The sequence below is a fragment of the Labrenzia sp. THAF82 genome (genome assembly GCF_009363435.1).
Classification (GTDB): domain Bacteria; phylum Pseudomonadota; class Alphaproteobacteria; order Rhizobiales; family Stappiaceae; genus Roseibium; species Roseibium porphyridii.
The window spans coordinates 3951006-3968054 of sequence record NZ_CP045354.1; the positions used below are offsets into that span (position 1 = coordinate 3951006).

A 17049-nucleotide genomic window follows, 5' to 3' on the forward strand; every position below is an offset into this window, starting at 1 on the left:
GGCAACATAAAGGAATACCGGAATGGGCGCAGACGATCGCGCCAAGCTGATGGACAGCTTGAAAGCAAACCGACGCTCCGCAAGGGGGCGCGCCTCAGACACCCCTGCCCGCAAAAAACCGGCGGCGCCGAAGCGCAAGGTTTACGACTTTAAAGAACTTCCGCAGATCAAGCAGCTGCAGATGCATAAGGCCGCTGCTGACATGATGGGTATTGAAAACCCGTTTTTCAGGCCACACGACGGATTGGCAGCTGGTACGAGCGTAATTGAAGGCAGCAACTATGATAATTTTGCATCCTACAATTACATTGGCTTGAACGGTCATCCAAAAGTGAATGCGGCCGCCACAGCGGCAGTGGAACACTTTGGAACAAGTGTTTCGGCCAGCCGGATTGTTGCTGGCGAGCGACCATTCCATGCAGAACTCGAAGCCATTCTTGCACGCATTCACGGTGTCGAGTCTTCGGTGGTCATGGTATCGGGCCATGCAACAAATGTAACTACGATCGGTCACCTGATGCACAAAGGAGATCTGATTTTGACAGATTCCTTCGTGCACAACTCGATTGCCGAAGGCGCCAGGCTCTCCGGCGCCACACGCATGAATTTCCCGCATGACAACCTCGATGCATTGGAAAAGCTCTTAGCTGACCACAGGCACAAATTCGACAAAGTCCTGGTGATCGTCGAAGGCCTTTATTCAATGGATGGAGACTTTCCGGATCTCAAGCGCGTGATTGCGCTCAAACAGGCTTACGATGCCTGGCTTATGGTTGACGAAGCCCATTCTATCGGTGTGTTGGGAAAAACCGGCAGAGGCATTTCCGAACATTTCGACATCGACCCGAATGAAGTTGAAATATGGATGGGAACGCTTAGCAAGACATTTTCGTCATGCGGAGGCTACATTGCTGGCTCGAAAGTCCTTTGCGACTACTTGAAAGTCTCAGCACCCGGATTTGTTTTTTCAGTCGGGATGTCCGCGGCATTGGCTGGAGCGGCCATTGCGTCAGCTGAACTGATGCTTCAGGAGCCGGAGCGCGTTACAAAACTTCAAAAAAACGGGGCACTGTTCTTAAAGCTAGCAAAAGAAGCGAACCTCAACACAGGACCCAGTGCCGGCTATGCTGTGGTGCCTGTCATTGTCGGCGATTCTGCGAGCGCAGCAACACTGTCAAACAGATTGCTAGCAAGGGGAATAAACGCACTACCGATAATCTTCCCAGCAGTTCCAGAGAAGTCAGCGCGCATTCGCTTTTTCATTACGAGTGAACACACTCCAGAACAAATTGAACGGGCAGTTCAAGCAACTGTCGAAGAACTTGACGCCATGCGTTCAGATGGCACCGCTGTCGACAGGCTCATCAAGGCTGCCAGATAAAAGATAGAGCCATTTAAACCTGCGCAGCACTCAATAAATTTGGAGCTCGCTTACTAAGAGCCCTTCTTATTGAGATATCTTGGGTCCTGTTCAATCTCAGCCTCAAAACCGCCGAGGAACAAGTCACCGATCTTTGCTGGCAACAGGTTCTGCAAGCGGATTCCCATCGCCAGAATGAAGGGAAATGCGTAAAATGCTTGTTGTCGATTTATGGCACGCCGCATAAGTCGAGCCGCCTTTTCGGCTGATATTTCAAATGGCTTCGACCCTTTGTGACGCTCAGACATCGGTGAAGTTACAAATCCTGGACAGATAATCGTTACAGAAACTCCAAATGGCTTCAACCAACCGCGCAGCGCATGGCCGTATGCAATGACCGCTGCCTTCGTTGCGCTATAGGAAGGCATGTCCGGCAGTGCACGCATACCTGCCAGCGATGACATCAGCACAATCTGGCCTTTTCCACGCTTCTGCAGCGCGCCAACTGCCCCAGTTACAGTGTTTACAACTCCCTTGTAGTTCACGTCGATTTGCCGATCGCTATCCTCGTCACTTTCTCTCGTTCTGTTGGGACCAAGGCCTGCAGTCACACCTGCGTTTGCGATGACGAGATCGATTGGACGACGCCCATCAAGGTCATGCAAAAATTCATGCATTTCTTGGCGATCGCGAATATCGATCGCTGCAATTTCACCATCCGAGCCTAGCGCGCGTATCTCTTGCAATAAGGGATGTAAGCGCGCTTCATCCCTTGCGATTAGAGCGAAATAAGCGTTTTCCTTCGCGAATTCACACGCAAGCGCTTGCCCTATACCGCCACTTGCACCCGTCAAAACGATGACCCTGGTATCCCTTGTTGTCATGCTTCAAAGTCCTCTCGGGATTGCGACGCCTAGATACCAAGCTTGCGTCCTAGCCAGGATGAATGCCGTTTAACTGCAGTTACAATAAGATGGCGACGATCTTGCCGTTGTTCGGAGAGCCTTGATATCAGATATTCTGGCGTACAGGGCAGTAGCGACACTGGGTCGATTGTTCGCGAGTAACGCACGATCGCCAAATAAACCAATTCGGGCATGGAGCGAACCCGACCACGTCCCTCAATTTTCGTCAGATCTTTGGTAAGGCCCCATCCTGCATAAAAAGGTGCCCCGTGTACGGTCACTTCCTTGTCTCGTAACAACGCTTCGAAACCAGAAAGGGAGGAGAACGTTTCCAAGGCCTCGACTGCTTCTATGAGATCAACAATGTTGGCATCTTCAGCAATTACGTCGGCATATTGAAGTGCAACTTTCCTTGGAACACGCCCTTTTCGAAGTCCTGTTTCCACATCCGGATGTGGCTTGAAGACGAGAAAGGCGTCAGGATTGCGTTCTCGCGTGAGTTTTAGCAAATCCAGATTGACATTTGGCGTTGTGGCACAATCGATCGTTGCGGACAAGGATTTACGGATTGCGGCATCATCAGCGACCTGACCGGGGACCAGAATTGTCTTCCGATCCTCTGGAAACTTGAATTGTTTGGACTTTCCGAAGTTATATTTCGACACACGGGCAGTCTTGATCAAAGAAACCAGATCACGGCCGCGTGCCACTTCGGTTGCGGTTAGATCTTCGTTTCTCAGTAGAGCCTCAAGACGGCTTGGTCGTGACGGATCATAGTAGATCCCAAGGTCATCAACTGCCAACATAGCACCTCGGGCAAGTCCCGCCCCCAGGCCTACAGACCTCAGAAAACCATCCTCAATCCTCGAAAGTGGGATGTTTTTTTTCTCGCAATCGACCTCAAACCCTTTGTCAGTTCTGCCCGCCCAAGACACGATTTCTCCCCCATTAGCCTCAGCTGCGGAAATCGCCTCTTCTTTGGCTTCGTGGAACTCTACCGGTCCGCCTTTACCGGAAAAAGTAGCGGCGATTGAGGGATGGTTCCAATATTGCGCACCAAAGGCATGAACCGGTTTCTCGTTTTTTTGCCAGTTCGCTTGGACCAAGGCAAAAATCTCGAAAGCTTCACGAGACGATAGGAGTGCCCCAGAATAAGGCGAGTACCAGGCCGTGTGGCGGAGAAGGATCCAGTTCAGGACTTTGTCCAACCGCGTCGCCTCTGTCAGACAAGTGCTTTTTAGAGCATTCCAAAAGCCATTTCGGTCAACCGAATCTGAGCGATCTGAGAGAATATTTTCACATTCAACGCATTCGCTTTCGGCTACAGCGGTTTCACCGGCCAGTTCGCAGGCCAAGCCGCTAGTGCGCCACCCCCCAACGAACTCAAATGATGTTTCATTTTCCCGGAGCCCAGCGGAACACATTTTTACGAGGCCGAGAGCAATCTTGGAAAAAACATCATCTTCCAGAAGCCAGGAGCTCTCGATTGGCAAGACAATTAAACTGCCAGGCACTCTCTTTGCGTTTAGTGGCGTAGGACCTGCCAAGACAAGGGCGTGAGACGCACTTGCATATTGCTCTTTGAAACTATTTTTCATCAGAGACTTCGTCGACATCGCATAGACTGGATTGTTCAGGTCCGCCCCTTGCAAAAAACCAGCACCCATGGCCCCTAATAGCTTGGGTTTGATGTCCAGCAAGTCTGGTGCCACCACCAGCCTCTTTCGTTTTCTCGATGGAAGCCAATTGATCACAAGGGTACTCCGAGCTCTCGTGCTCTTGTGAGTCTCGGCGGAGGATCAACAAATGCGCCTAGCGGATTTATTGTTCTATCTGCGATATGATTGGCAAGATTTTCTGCTGCAATTCGCGTTCCTTTGCGATTGTGTATCGATCCGCGAATTTGTGTTGTTGCGGCGAGTGCCCGGATGTAACAGCCCAAAAGTTCCAGATCAGGTTTCTGCGGTGATTGCCAGAAACTTTCTAGGTCTCCCTGATGCGTCAATCCCTCAATATCATAATGTGCCGGCACCAGCGTTTTAACCGGTAGACCTGCCTGTAAAGCTTCCACACCGGCAGTCGAATTTAATGTCACGACGCCTCTCGCCGCGTCGAAAAGATCGGACAAACGCCCGCCATCGAGGAATAATAGCCTTTTTGACAGGCCATGTTGATGAGCAAGCGACAAACTCGCTTCTCGCCAGTTTTCAAATCCGACATCGAGCGGGTGGGTTTTCAAAACGAGACAATCATCTTGAGGGCCATTCTTTGCAAACGACCTGAAAACAACATCAATAACTTCAGCAAAGCTATCGTAAGGTGAGTGCCTTCGAAGCTGAAAGTCCCCTTCCAACTGCAAGGGCAGCAAGAAAAATGGTTTTCCCGACTTTTTAAGGGTGCCAACATCACGCTGTACAGCCCTGTCACGTTTGCCTTGTGAAATCAGGCGCAATGCACCTCTCAAATACTCTGATACAGGCGGATAGATCGTATGCCGTTGGTAGTTCGGGTAGAGAACCTTCAGGAAGACATTGATCAAGTTGTAAGTCACATCAGGTGCAGTCTGCAGCCAGAATGAACTTGGATAAAGAGGGCTCAAATCCACATCGCCTGCCCTCTTCGCAATTTCACGAATCTCGTCAGCGTTTACTGGAAAGTGGCTTAAGGTCGAAAGACCGTTCCGTTCCAGTGTCATCCATCCAGGGCGTAGCGCTCCCAGCTCAGTTACGGCAACGAAGACGTCGGTTTTCAATGCTGCTTCAATCGCAAGTCGATGATAGAGGCGCTGATCACCGTGAAGTACAAGATCAGTTATCTGGTTTTTGCTTAAGAACTCGGCGATGAACTCCGGCCAATGTCGTTCGTCGCTCTTATAGCTTGTGCATCCCTCGCCGTGCCAGTGAAGCCAATCACCCGCACAAAAGTTCAGTCTATGAACCCGGTACCCCTTTTGCCTTAAGATGTCGCCTGCCTGTCGGTAGAATGGCGACAAAGGTCCTTGTAGAAAAAGGATCGCTCTTTCGGACACCAAAAGAGGCGTGTCGCAGTGAGGGTCGTTAGCCTCGCCAGACATGAGACCAGCGTTCCGTGCGGCCGCGCGTTTTCAATTGCTCGGCAAATGTCGTCGCAATTCCACGCGCTCGAGCTTTTTTTAGGCGTGGCGGGATTTGACAAAGGGCATCCGGCAAATTGACAGTACCAGCAATCATCCGCTGCGCCATCAGTTCTGCTGCGGCTTCTCGACCTTCCTTAGTGTAAAAACACCCCTTGACCTGAATGCTTGCCGCCAGCAAGCGCTCCAGCGCATCTCTGAGCTCAACGTCTGGTTCACTTCCTTCACGCCAGAATTCATCCAGTGATTTCTGACAGGTCAATCCGTCTATATCGTAAAGCGCAATGCCGAGAACTTTTGTTGGGCAGCCTACACGAAGCGAATGCAGCCCTGTTGTACTGTTGATTGTTAGCGAACCGGCTGCGTGCGTAAGCAATTGATCCAGATTTCCGCCATCAACCAACAGAACTCGCTTTTTTACTCCATGTTTTTTCGAAATGGACTTTAAGATGCGAGACCAGGGCTCAATTCCGTTGTCGAGTGGATGTACTTTGAAAACAAGACGAGCAGCAGAAGGCGCATGTTGAGAGAATGAACGGATGACTTCTTCCGCTGCCTCAGCGATGTGATCATACTGTGAGTTGAATCGAAGCTGATAATCGCTTTGAAGCTGCAAAGGAAATACGTAGTAAGGCAGCCCGGTTGCAATGATATCGTCGATGACGTGCAAGGCACGTCGGTTTCGACTTTTGGCAAAGGTAAAACGAGGAATATTGCTCAGGTAGTCAAGCAAGGGATGATATAGTTTATCGCGTACATATCCTGGATAAGCCAAAGCAAATATCACATTTGCCATGTTGTACGTCACTTCGTTCACGGCTTCATTGATAAACGGGTATTTGTATCGCGCCTCGCGATCCACATCAGGTAACGTTTCAGCTGCTTTTTTGATGTGACCAGCATCTTCCGGGAAACGAGAATGCGCCGACATGCCGACATGTTCAAGCGTAATCCAGTCTGGCCGCAGATAGCCATTTTCAAATGCCATACAGCATATACCAAGCTCATCGCCAATCTCAGCCGCAGCGACGTGATAAGGAACCCTGTCGGCATAGTAGACGATGTGAGTGACCTGGTTCTCCAGACAAAAGGCTCTGAGCCAGTCGGGCCAATTCTCCAGGCTTCCACGGTATGAGGTACATCTTCGATCGTGCCAACCCAGCCAATCGCCTGCAGATAAGTTCACGCGAAGCGTTTTCACGTCGCGTTTCTCCAGGCTGTCCGCAATTGAGCGGGCAAACACTCCTGGAGGTCCCTGCAAAAAGAGAACGACCTTGCAGCTGACTGAACTCATATGTTTTGCCAACCTGCTGGCAATGACGGTTCACCCAACTTTTTGAACCGTCATCATGTTTGGCCCACGACTGTTAGTCGGTAATACCCTGTACCACAGAATAGTTACTGATCAACGGCGCAATTATCTGAAGGAACTTGCCAAGTTCTGCCGTCGGATGGTTCGCGATATAAAGAATATCTTTGTCTCGCATTTCAAAGTGCTGCGTCATGAAGAACCCCTTCGGGTCACGCAAGCTCACTTTGTATACCAGCGGAGCAGTCTTTTTACCGGCCAGTTTGTCAGCAAGTTCCGGTCTAAGCTGCCGGACCAACGCGGCGTCTTCGTATCTGAACAAGAACACACCATTGGCGTCCGCTCTTTCGTCTCTAAGACCACCAACTGTAGCGAGCGCTTCAGCCATCGAAACACTCTTTGTACGGAAAGGCACTAACTGGTTGGACTTTACGGCACCAAACGCTGAGAACGTTCTCGGGCGATGAGACAAGAGAATGTTGTCGCTTGGTGAAATAAGGACGTTATTTTCAGGAAAATCGATCAGGTCTTCCAGACGTGTCGTCCCTGCCCTGTTGCCTCGCTTCAAAGTAACGACGGTCTCGTATGTCGCCTCGCGAGCGCCACCGGCCTGCGCAACGAGATCAAGCAACCGCGTATTGCGCAGTGGAAGCGGGTAGACACCCGGCTTCATGACATCACCAACAACAACGGCCGTGGAACTAAGCTTGTCTTTCAGAGAAATCAGAACCTGCGGCTCCACTGCCTTTCCGACAAGCTTCTTCTGAACCGATTGACGAAGACCTTCGATACTCAATCCGGCGGCACGCACCCTCCCGGCGTAAGGCACGAAGATAAAGCCGTTCTCATCGACGACCGATGGAATTTGGCTGGAGCCGCTATCGCCGCTGGAAAACAGGCCATCCGGTGAAGCTTCCCATATTGTTACAACAAGCGTATCGCCAACACCCAAGAGAGTTGGTGACCCACCGCGCCCAACGCCACGGAATTGGTTGGCAAAAGCCAGAGGGCGATACGCCCGGATCGCCTCAATGTTGACCGGATCGATCACAACGACGGTGAAATCACCGGCTTCGGCGCTCGATTCAACATCCTGGGAAGTAATGTTAATGGCAGCCGGCCCATCGCCGGGCAGTGCGGAACACCCGAACAAAGCCGCCGCAGCTACCAAAACAGAAATAAAACGCATTAGAACCCGATCCACCCATTGGTTGCCAGTCTGGTAGCATTCCCTGTCGGGGTTGTCCAAGACACAACGGCCCTTTCCCCCGGAGAAACATCCCATCTGTGACTTTGCTGTAACAGTAGACCGTTTTTCCTAGTGAATTGATTAATTTCTGATTTATCGTCTTCAGTTCTTAGCGCCAAGGCCATTAGTGTCCTGGTTGAGTCCGGCAGAATTATGCTCGTATCGGAGTCTTCGATGACAACAATTGACAAAACTCAAGTCGGAAGATCGGTACAGCACCAATCCGCAGAATTGACAGTCTGGCTGAATAATTGTGCACTGCCGATGTGGACAGCTCTCGGTGCCGATATCGACAAAGGCGAGTGTTACGAGTCGATTGATCTGGCAACACAGAAACCCCTGTTTGTCGCCAGGCGGGCCAGAGTTGTTCCAAGACAGATCTACTCTTTTCTGGAAGGGGCGAAGCTAGGGTGGTCCGGCCCAGCCGAAGCCCTCACCAAGGGTCTATATAAATGGTTCCTTGACGCATATCATTCGAACGAGGGCTACTTCATCTCGTCGGTTGATGTCGAAAACCGGGTAACGGATCAAACGTTCGATCTCTATAATCAGGCCTTTGCACTGTTTGCATTCGCGCAAATAGCAGGCAATGTCTCTGACTTGCAGTCAGACGCCGAAGAGCATGCATCCGATTTATTGAACTATCTGACTGAAAACTATCGCAATCCACATGGCGGGTTTCGAGAAGCCAATCCCGACAAACTGCCTCTTTGCTCAAACCCGCACATGCACATGTTTGAAGCATGCCTGGCCTGGGAAGCCATTTCCGCTGATCCTGCATGGCGGGAACTTTCTGACGAAATCGCCGAACTGGCACTGAACCGCTTTATCGATCCCGTCACCGGAGGATTGCGAGAGTTTTTTGAGATGGATTGGTCTCCATTCAGCGAAGATTTGGGCCGCGTTATGGAACCGGGACATCAATTTGAATGGGCCTGGCTTTTGGCACGATGGGGCCAATCTCGCAACGACGCCGGTGCATTGATAGCCGCAAGGCGCCTTTATGATATTGCCTGGACGTATGGAATCGACGAGTCACGTGGTGTCACATTCATGGCAATGAATGACGATTTCAGTGTTCGCGACCCGATCGCGCGACTATGGGGTCAGACCGAATGGTTAAAGGCCGCGATCGCTCTTGCAGAAATTTCCAACGGACCGGAGCGCGACGCCTATCTGTCAGACATACCGGATGCTGCAAACGCGATGCGAAAGTTCTTCGAATCAGCGCCTGAAGGCCTTTGGCGGGACAAGATGAGTCCAGACGGAGAGTTTGAAGACGAGCCGGCACCGGCCAGCTCCTTATACCACATTGTCTGCGCCATTTCCGAACTGAACAGGTTTGCAGCTGGTAAATAGTGCTTATCAACAAGCGTGCATTTCGTGGCGCAACCAGCAAAGGAAAAGACGCAAACCGTCTTTTGGAAACTTGATTGCGGTTCTATAGGTTCCTCTGAAATCGGATGTTGCAATTGCAGATGTATGAGGAGGCTGAATGCCCCAGGCGCAGATAATTGACGGCAAGGAAATCGCAAATTCAGTTCGCGATGAAATCACTCATCGCGCAGCGCAGTTATTGGAAGCGACTGGAAAACGGCCGGGACTGGCGGTTGTTCTTGTTGGTGAAGACCCGGCAAGCCAAGTCTACGTCCGAAACAAAGACCGAGCGGCAGAAGCTTGCGGCTTTCATTCCGTGAAACACACACTCGCGGCGGACACGAGCGAAGAGGACGTGCTCGCTCTGGTGTCGCAGTTGAATGAAGACGAGGAGATTCACGGCATTCTGGTACAATTGCCGCTGCCCGGTCACATTGACGAAAGCAAGGTTCTTCGCCTGATTCGTCCTGAAAAGGATGTCGACGGTTTTCATCCGGTAAATGTCGGCCTTTTGACGGCTGGAGAACGTGCCAGCGCGCTTGTCCCCTGCACACCGGCAGGCAGTCTCGTGCTTCTGAAACGGACATTGGGCGACACTTTGTCTGGACTGAACGCGGTCGTCGTCGGTCGTTCCAATATTGTCGGCAAACCAATGGCCAGCCTGCTGCTCCAAGAAAGTTGCACGGTCACCATCGCTCACAGCCGAACCAAGGATCTCCCAGCGATTGTTAAGGCGGCTGACATTGTTGTTGCGGCAGTCGGGAGACCTGAAATGGTCAAAGGTGACTGGATCAAGCCTGGCGCTACCGTCATCGATGTTGGCATAAATCGTATTCCGGCCACCGAAAAGGGCGAGGGAAAGACACGACTTGTTGGGGATGTCGCCTTCGATGAGGCTGTCGATCATGTCGGCGCGATCACACCTGTGCCAGGTGGCGTTGGTCCCATGACAATTGCCATGCTCATGGCCAATACTTTGACCGCCGCTCGACGTTTGATGAATTTACCAGAAGATCAAGCACTGTTCTGACAACCATTGGAGTATTTGACACCCAATTCAGGTGATCAAGCTCTTGAGGACCCTTCACTCTTGCGTTGATACCTGCGCCATGGTCTATCGTGTTTGTATTACTTTAACCATGGCTCCTTAACGTGGGTGACGTAGGGGCTGCATCAGCAGCTGGTTGAATTGCACAAGAGTGTTTCTTTGCAAGAAGCCATGCCAATCCGACAGGCGGCAGTAAGTGAAGGGTCTTCCGTCCTGCATGTCCGGCTCTCGAGCGGACACGCGTCTCAACGTTCACACTGCACTGGCAGCGCTACAAGTTGCCGGTGCGCGCTGCATTGAAAAACACGGTTTGATCAGGATCATCCTCGTTGGAGCATTGCTTGCGGTGCCGTTGCCGGCTCACTCCTTTGAAGTGTTCGGCTGGAAATTTTTCGAGTCGGCTGAGGATGAAGCTGCCGCTGTTCCAGACCCCTTGCCTTACAAAGCCGACTTGAGCATATCAAGCGGTGGCGATCACCTGAAAGATGAACTCGAAGGCGCATCGCTGCTTGTTCAACAACAGGACAAGCCCCCTTCTGGTGAAGCCGGACTGATCGCCAGGGCACTTTCCGACCGGGAAAGACTGATTGCAAAACTTTACGCAGACGGGCGTTATGGCGGTACCGTCGACATCACTTTGTCTGGAATACCACTGGAAACAGCCCTGGAACAAAGCGACCTTCCAGATGCGCGGCCGGTCAATGTTTCCATCGTCGCGAACCCGGGTCCAGTATTCACGTTCGGCAAAGTGGTTGTTGTCTCACGCGGCGGCGATTTGACTTCAGATCCAGGCTATTGGGGGCTCAAGGCGGGTGATGTCGCTGCCTCGGGGAAAATCCTCACGGCTGAAAAACGTATGGTGGCTGACCTTCGCGGGCGCGGTTTTCCAAAGGCCTCCATTGCGGAGCGGCGCATAACTGCCGACCACAGTACAGACACTTTGGATGTGACCCTCGTCGCCGACGCTGGTGAACAGGCGCGCTTTGGCAAAGTCTCCGTTAGCGGCACTGAAGTGACAGATCCTGACTTTGTCGTTCAGCAGGCCATGCTGCCTGAGGGCAAGATCTATTCGCCAGAAGACTTGGCTCGCGCACGCAAGCGCTTGAATGAACTTGGTATCTTCTCATCCATAAGACTGGTTGAGGGCCATATTGAAGGCCCGGACGGAAATCTGCCGATAACAATTGAAGTCAGCGAACGAAAGCGGCACGTCATTGGAGCCGGCGCTTCCTGGTCGAGTACTGAAGGTTTCGGGGTTGAGAGCTACTGGCGACGGCGCAATCTGTTCGGACGTGGCGAGTTGCTTTCGGTTGAGGGCTCTATTGGCCGCATTGGTACGGAAAGCATCGAAGATCAGGAATATTCGGCAAGGATCGCATTCGAAAAGCCCGGCGTCTTCGGACCTTTGACAAGTTTTTCAACCAGTCTCGAGGCGCGCCAGGAAAATCCAGATGCTTATAAGAGCCGCACCATCACATTTGACGCTTATCTGAACAGAGAATTTTCCGACACGCTTAAAGGCCGTGCGGGTGCGGAAATCTTTTATGCAAATGAAGAAGACGCATTTGGCGATGACGATTATCTGTTGTTCGGCCTTCCCGCCGACCTGACGTTCGACAACAGAGACGACAAACTCAACCCGTCGAAAGGCGTCTTTGCCGCAGTCTTTGCAGAACCTGCCTACGACACATTGAATTCCAATGCGATGGGTTTTGTGAAAGGCACTGTGTCCAGCTACTACGCACTTGATGAAGCGAAGCGCTTTATTCTGGCCGGACGTGTATCGGCCGGGTCAATTGTTGCGCCCTCGGTTGAAGCCGTTCCCGCAAGCCGGCGCTTTATCGCAGGTGGTGGTGGATCTATCCGCGGCTACGCCTATCGAAATGTCGGCCCCCGCATAAATGACGAGGTAACCGGTGGGCGTTCGTTGCTTGAATTGTCTGGTGAAGTCAGGGTGAAAATCACCGACACTATCGGCGTTGTCGGATTTGTGGATGCGGGCAACGCTTATGAAGACAGCATTCCGGACTTTTCAGAGAGCCTAAAGGTGGGCGTTGGTGCCGGTTTGCGCTACTTTACTCCTATAGGGCCACTTCGAATCGATGCGGCGGTACCGCTCGATCCTGGTCCGGGTGACCCGGACTTCGCTCTTTATGTCGGTTTGAGCCAGGCGTTTTAGCGCATATGCGTTTTTTAAGATTGTCCCTGCGAATCCTCGGATTCCTGATCGCGCTTGCGGTCGCGCTGCCGGTGCTCGCCATCGGAGCATTACAGCTGCCGGCAGGTCGGGCATTCCTTTCAAATGTCGCCAGCTCCCTTGCATCCAATGAAAATCAAACGGTCACGCTTGAAGAGCTTTACATAAGCTTCGGTCTCAACATTACGTTGGATCGACTGAAACTGGCCGACACTCAAGGAACCTGGCTTGAAGCCGAAGGCCTAACCTTCGACTGGCGACCACTGGGACTAATTACCGGTGACTTGAACATTAGTCAGATTTCCGCGTCGCTGATCGATGTCAACAGAGTGCCGATTGGTGCTGAAGAGGACCCCTCCTCCTCCAGCGCGCAGACTTCAGGGTCTGGTGGGATCGCACTTCCCTTCGACATTTCCTTGAAAGTACTTTCGATTGCAGAACTCAATCTTGGGGAACCTCTGTTGGGCGCCCCAGTTTCCCTGGCAGCTTCCGGGTCCGGTTCATTCGCTCTTGATCCTGCACTCATAACCGCTGATCTCGATGTACACAGGATTGATGGAATCGATGCCTCGCTAACGGCCCAAGCTCAGTTTGAACCATCTGCTGAAACGCTTGCATTCGACATTTCTGTATCAGAGCCACGGGGCGGTCTTGCTGCGCGATTGCTCGAAGTCCCGGACCTTCCCGCGCTGCTTCTTTCTCTGAAAGGCGACGGGCCACTCACCGACTGGGCGGCCAATCTCGAAGTTGCTCTGGATGGTCGCAAAACCGTCACCGGTTCGGCACAGATTTCGCAAACCGCTGAGGGACGAAACCTGGAATTCGATCTGGACGGCGACCTTGAGCCACTTGCTCCGCCAGCTGCCCAGGCGTTTCTTCTTGGAACGACAGACATCAAGGGGAGTGCTCAGTTTTCTCCCGAGTTCTCGCCGCGCTCCGGGAACCTTTCACTCAGGACACAAACCGTTGCCTTGAGTGCAAATGCTGAACTTGGTTCCGAGAGTTTAAATGCATCTGGCAAACTGGTTGTCAGTGCAGGTGACAATGCGCTGATTGCACTTGATCTCGGGAATCGGCGTATTGCGTTTGGGCCAACGAACGTCGATTTTTCCGTGACTGGAGATCAGACCGCAGCAGTGTGGTCGCTTAACGCCGGTCTCGCCTCTTTGCAAACCACTGAAGCTCGCACGGGCGCTTTGACGCTCAGCGCCTCAGGATCAGGTGCCGACCTGACCCCCGACGCACTGAAAACACCATTTGACCTGAAACTCAACGTCAAACAATTGGTGGGTTTGTCACCTGAAACCAAGCCAGTCTCAGGACGGCTTGAGTTGAATGCCACAGGATCGGTGGATGCCCAATCGCAAAGTCTGTTTTTCCAATCTCTGGACCTGACTTCGCCTGCTGCCAGTCTCGCGTTAAACGACAGCTTGCTATCGCAAGATGAAATCAAAGCACAGGGGCGCATGTCCCTTGGAAATCTGGAAATCTTTTCAGAGGTGGCGGGCCGAACGCTCGGCGGAGGCCTCACCAGTTCTTTTTCCACCAATCTGAACCCAAGTGCGCTTTCAGGATCGGTCGCCCTGTCATTGATTACAAAAGATCTGCAAACTGGTGTCGCACAAGCCGATGCGCTTCTGATAGACGATACTCAGGTTGATCTGACACTATATCTGGAGGGCCAAGACAACATAACGCTGAAAAGCCTGTCGTTGAAAAACAGCGCGCTGTCGGCAAATGGCAACGCACAATACGAAAACGACTCCTTGATCTCAGAGCTGACCGCGAAACTCGCCGATCTGTCGAAGGTTGACGCTCAACTCTCTGGCAGCCTGGAATTCAGCGCAAAAACGTCCGGCCCGGTGGACGCGCTAAATGTTGAGGCGTCGGCCAGTTCCGATCAAATTCTTCTTGCCGGCACGCCCTTGGATGAATTGAGGTTCGAAACAGAGGCTGTCGCGGACCCTGCAGCTCCCAAAGCCACTATCAAAAGCTCTGCAAAGCTCAATGATCAACCGATCTCCGTTGACGTGGAGTTGTCAAGCCGGGATGGCGGCGCAGACATTGATCCACTGTCGATGAAGCTTGCAGGGAATTCGATCAACGGAAATCTCTCGGTTGGTGATCTGACCGAGCCTTTGGAAACACTTGCCGGCGAGCTGAAGATTGACGCACCTGATCTGGCATCGCTTTCACCGCTCCTTCTCACTGAGATCGGCGGGCGTATCGAAGGGACCGTATCAGCTGATCCGGACAACAAAATTCTCGTCCTGAACGTCACTGGGAGTGACATTGACGTGCCCACTGTCAGCATCGGTTCGCTGAAACTGAAAGCCAACCTTGCTGCTCCGTATGCGCCTGAAACAGTCTCCGCAGACATAGAGATTACGGAACTGATAACGGACGCAACACCTATTCACCGGGTGAAAGTTCTTGCAAAGCCCCAGGATGGAGGCACAGCAATTACTGCCGAAGCGGACATGGATAAGGGGCAAAAAGACGGCCTCACATTGGCAGCGCATATCAGCGAACCTGAGACTGGTGCTTATCTGGTTGCCCTTTCTGAACTGGGGCTTCGCTATCAAGGGCTGAAAAGCCAGTTAAACCAACCGTCCCGGATCACCTACCAAAATGGCGATGTAACGATTACGCCATTGGAACTCTCGCTTGGCAACGGTTCGCTTTCACTGGCGGGAAAGGCCGGTCAATCGCTCGATATGAGCGCAGAACTGAAATCCGTACCTTTGAACCTTGCAAATGCGTTCGTCCCTTCGCTCGGTCTCGGCGGCACTCTCTCCGGGAATGCAACAGCGAGCGGAAGCACAGCCGAGCCTGAAGCCAAATGGTCGATCACAGGCAGCGGTCTGACGGCAACCGAGCTGCGGAAAAACGGTCTGTCAGACTTCAGCATGACCACCACGGGCACGCTCAAGAACAACCAGATCAATCAATCAACGAAGCTCAATAATGCAAGTGGACTCAATTTTGCCTCGTCAGGGACGATTGGGCTGGCACAACCCAATCCACTTTCCATAAAGCTCAATGGCACAATCCCGACATTGGCGCTCAAAAGACCATTGCTGGAAGCAGGTATCAGAAGCGAAGGCGCGATTGCAGTGGACGGAAACGTGGGCGGTTCTGCCAGTTCACCCACGTATCAGATCACCGCGACCCCCGCTGACCTGAAGGTGACGAGCCTTTCCACCGGCCTTACCGTGCGAAACATCAGCGGCAATGCGTCGGTCAATCAGAACCAGGCTTCGATCAATGGTGTAACTGGAGAGATTGTAACGGGCGGATCGCTCTCAGCGTCCGGGACCGTCGGCATGAATGACGGGTTTCCGGCAGATCTTTCTATAAATCTCGACAATGGCCGCTATGTAGACCCTGGTCTGGTAACAGCCGAGGTGGACGCTGATCTCAAGATCACGGGGCCCCTTGCCTCTTCCTCTTCGTCCGCTCTTTTCGGTGGAAGCGTCACGATCAATAAGGCCGATATCTCCATTCCCGAGTACCTGCCTGGCGCAATCCCGCCCGTCGACGTGCAACATATTCATGCGTCAAAAGCGATCATGGAACAAGTTGCCCAAATAGGCGGCGGACCGAAACAAAACCAAACGCAACAAAAGTCAATTCCACCTCGGTTGGACATACTTGTTTCCGCGCCGGGGCGCATCTTTATCCGAGGGCGCGGCTTGGATGCTGAGCTTCAGGGAAATCTCAAGGTCGTCGGGACAACCGCAAATCCGCAGGCGATTGGCGCTTTTTCGTTGAAGCGCGGTCAATTGGACATCCTTACCAGACGGCTCGTTTTCTCGCGCGGAACAGCAACCTTTGAAGGGTCGCTCACACCCGTTATCGATTTTGCTGCCACGACGACCGTCAACGATACGTCCATTACAGTTTCGGTAAGTGGTGACGCGGACGACCCTCTCATCGAGTTCAGTTCCTCTCCCGAACTGCCTCAGGACGAAGTATTGGCCTTGCTTTTGTTCGGAAAGAGCGTCGGCAACCTTTCGGCGACGCAAGTAGCGCGTCTTGCTGCGGCCATAGCGACCCTGACCGGTGGAAGCGACACCGGGCCCCTCGCCACGATACGCAAGTCTTTGGGCCTGGACGCCATCGATATCAACACGGATGGAGACGATGGACCGTCCGTTGCTGTCGGCAAGTATATCAACGACAACATTTATGTCGGCGTTGAGCAAGGAACCGGCTCCGGATCCAGCCGTGTCAAGGTTGATATCGATCTCGACCGTGGGCTGAAGGTGCGCGGTGAAGTCGGTGCTGACGGGTCTTCCAAGGCAGGGATATTTTTTGAACGGGAGTACTGATGTAGATCAGTAGTCCCGTCATTTTTGACAGGCTTTCGGCCTGATCCCGCCCTTACTCACCCAGTATGCGACAAATCGACCGCTTGCTGTTGCAGTGCACATACCTCTCGTGCAAGTGTGCCGCCCATGACCCAAGTATACGATAGAAATTTCCCCTC

At 52.5% G+C, this 17049-nt stretch carries 10 protein-coding genes; 5 read left to right on the forward strand and 5 right to left on the reverse strand.

The window, feature by feature from the left end; translation table 11 throughout:
• The first annotated feature begins 22 nt into the window (after positions 1-22).
• A complete protein-coding gene (locus FIV00_RS18190; RefSeq protein ID WP_152502079.1) occupies positions 23-1381 on the forward strand; it encodes an aminotransferase class I/II-fold pyridoxal phosphate-dependent enzyme in 1359 nt (452 codons plus the stop codon).
• A 53-nt stretch (positions 1382-1434) separates the two neighbouring features.
• On the opposite strand, the gene FIV00_RS18195 is transcribed toward FIV00_RS18190, so the two are convergent.
• The 5 genes from FIV00_RS18195 to FIV00_RS18215 all read right to left on the reverse strand — a co-directional run bounded on the left by FIV00_RS18195 (position 1435) and on the right by FIV00_RS18215 (position 7875).
• Positions 1435-2244 carry an SDR family oxidoreductase gene (locus FIV00_RS18195; protein WP_152502080.1) on the reverse strand — a complete coding sequence of 270 codons (810 nt, stop codon included), beginning with the start codon at positions 2242-2244 and terminating at the stop codon, positions 1435-1437.
• A gap of 29 nt (positions 2245-2273) precedes the next feature.
• Entirely contained in the window at positions 2274-3965 is a 1692-nt protein-coding gene (locus tag FIV00_RS18200) for a hypothetical protein (RefSeq protein ID WP_152502081.1), read from the reverse strand.
• Between the two features lie 50 nt (positions 3966-4015).
• On the reverse strand, positions 4016-5338 hold the full coding sequence (locus tag FIV00_RS18205; protein ID WP_152502082.1) for a capsule biosynthesis protein: 1323 nt from the start codon (positions 5336-5338) through the stop codon (positions 4016-4018).
• Complete coding sequence (locus tag FIV00_RS18210) at positions 5322-6671, reverse strand: capsule biosynthesis protein (RefSeq protein ID WP_152502083.1); 1350 nt, start codon at positions 6669-6671, stop codon at positions 5322-5324. Before FIV00_RS18210 ends, FIV00_RS18205 begins: the two co-directional genes overlap by 17 nt.
• Positions 6672-6744: 73 nt before the next feature.
• On the reverse strand, positions 6745-7875 hold the full coding sequence (locus FIV00_RS18215; RefSeq protein WP_152502084.1) for a polysaccharide biosynthesis/export family protein: 1131 nt from the start codon (positions 7873-7875) through the stop codon (positions 6745-6747).
• 234 nt (positions 7876-8109) lie between these two features.
• Between FIV00_RS18215 and FIV00_RS18220 the strand changes: the two genes are divergently transcribed.
• The 4 genes from FIV00_RS18220 to FIV00_RS18235 all read left to right on the forward strand — a co-directional run bounded on the left by FIV00_RS18220 (position 8110) and on the right by FIV00_RS18235 (position 16891).
• A complete protein-coding gene (locus tag FIV00_RS18220; protein ID WP_152502085.1) occupies positions 8110-9294 on the forward strand; it encodes an AGE family epimerase/isomerase in 1185 nt (394 codons plus the stop codon).
• Between the two features lie 136 nt (positions 9295-9430).
• On the forward strand, positions 9431-10342 hold the full coding sequence (gene folD / locus FIV00_RS18225) for a bifunctional methylenetetrahydrofolate dehydrogenase/methenyltetrahydrofolate cyclohydrolase FolD (RefSeq protein WP_152502086.1): 912 nt from the start codon (positions 9431-9433) through the stop codon (positions 10340-10342).
• A gap of 214 nt (positions 10343-10556) precedes the next feature.
• Positions 10557-12539, forward strand: a complete 1983-nt coding sequence (locus tag FIV00_RS18230) for an autotransporter assembly complex family protein (protein WP_209006603.1) — start codon at positions 10557-10559, stop codon at positions 12537-12539.
• A gap of 5 nt (positions 12540-12544) precedes the next feature.
• Positions 12545-16891 (forward strand): translocation/assembly module TamB domain-containing protein, encoded by a 4347-nt coding sequence (locus FIV00_RS18235; RefSeq protein ID WP_152502087.1) that lies wholly within the window; start codon positions 12545-12547, stop codon positions 16889-16891.
• Positions 16892-17049: the final 158 nt, after the last annotated feature.

Excerpts from the sequence above, each read along its gene's own strand:
- FIV00_RS18190 (WP_152502079.1), top strand. The coding sequence starts at position 23 with ATGGGCGCAGACGATCGCGCCAAGCTGATGGACAGCTTGAAAGCAAAC.
- FIV00_RS18195 (WP_152502080.1), bottom strand. The coding sequence starts at position 2,244 with ATGACAACAAGGGATACCAGGGTCATCGTTTTGACGGGTGCAAGTGGC.
- FIV00_RS18205 (WP_152502082.1), bottom strand. The coding sequence starts at position 5,338 with ATGTCTGGCGAGGCTAACGACCCTCACTGCGACACGCCTCTTTTGGTG.
- FIV00_RS18210 (WP_152502083.1), bottom strand. The coding sequence starts at position 6,671 with ATGAGTTCAGTCAGCTGCAAGGTCGTTCTCTTTTTGCAGGGACCTCCA.
- FIV00_RS18215 (WP_152502084.1), bottom strand. The coding sequence starts at position 7,875 with ATGCGTTTTATTTCTGTTTTGGTAGCTGCGGCGGCTTTGTTCGGGTGT.
- FIV00_RS18220 (WP_152502085.1), top strand. The coding sequence starts at position 8,110 with ATGACAACAATTGACAAAACTCAAGTCGGAAGATCGGTACAGCACCAA.
- folD (WP_152502086.1), top strand. The coding sequence starts at position 9,431 with ATGCCCCAGGCGCAGATAATTGACGGCAAGGAAATCGCAAATTCAGTT.
- FIV00_RS18235 (WP_152502087.1), top strand. The coding sequence starts at position 12,545 with ATGCGTTTTTTAAGATTGTCCCTGCGAATCCTCGGATTCCTGATCGCG.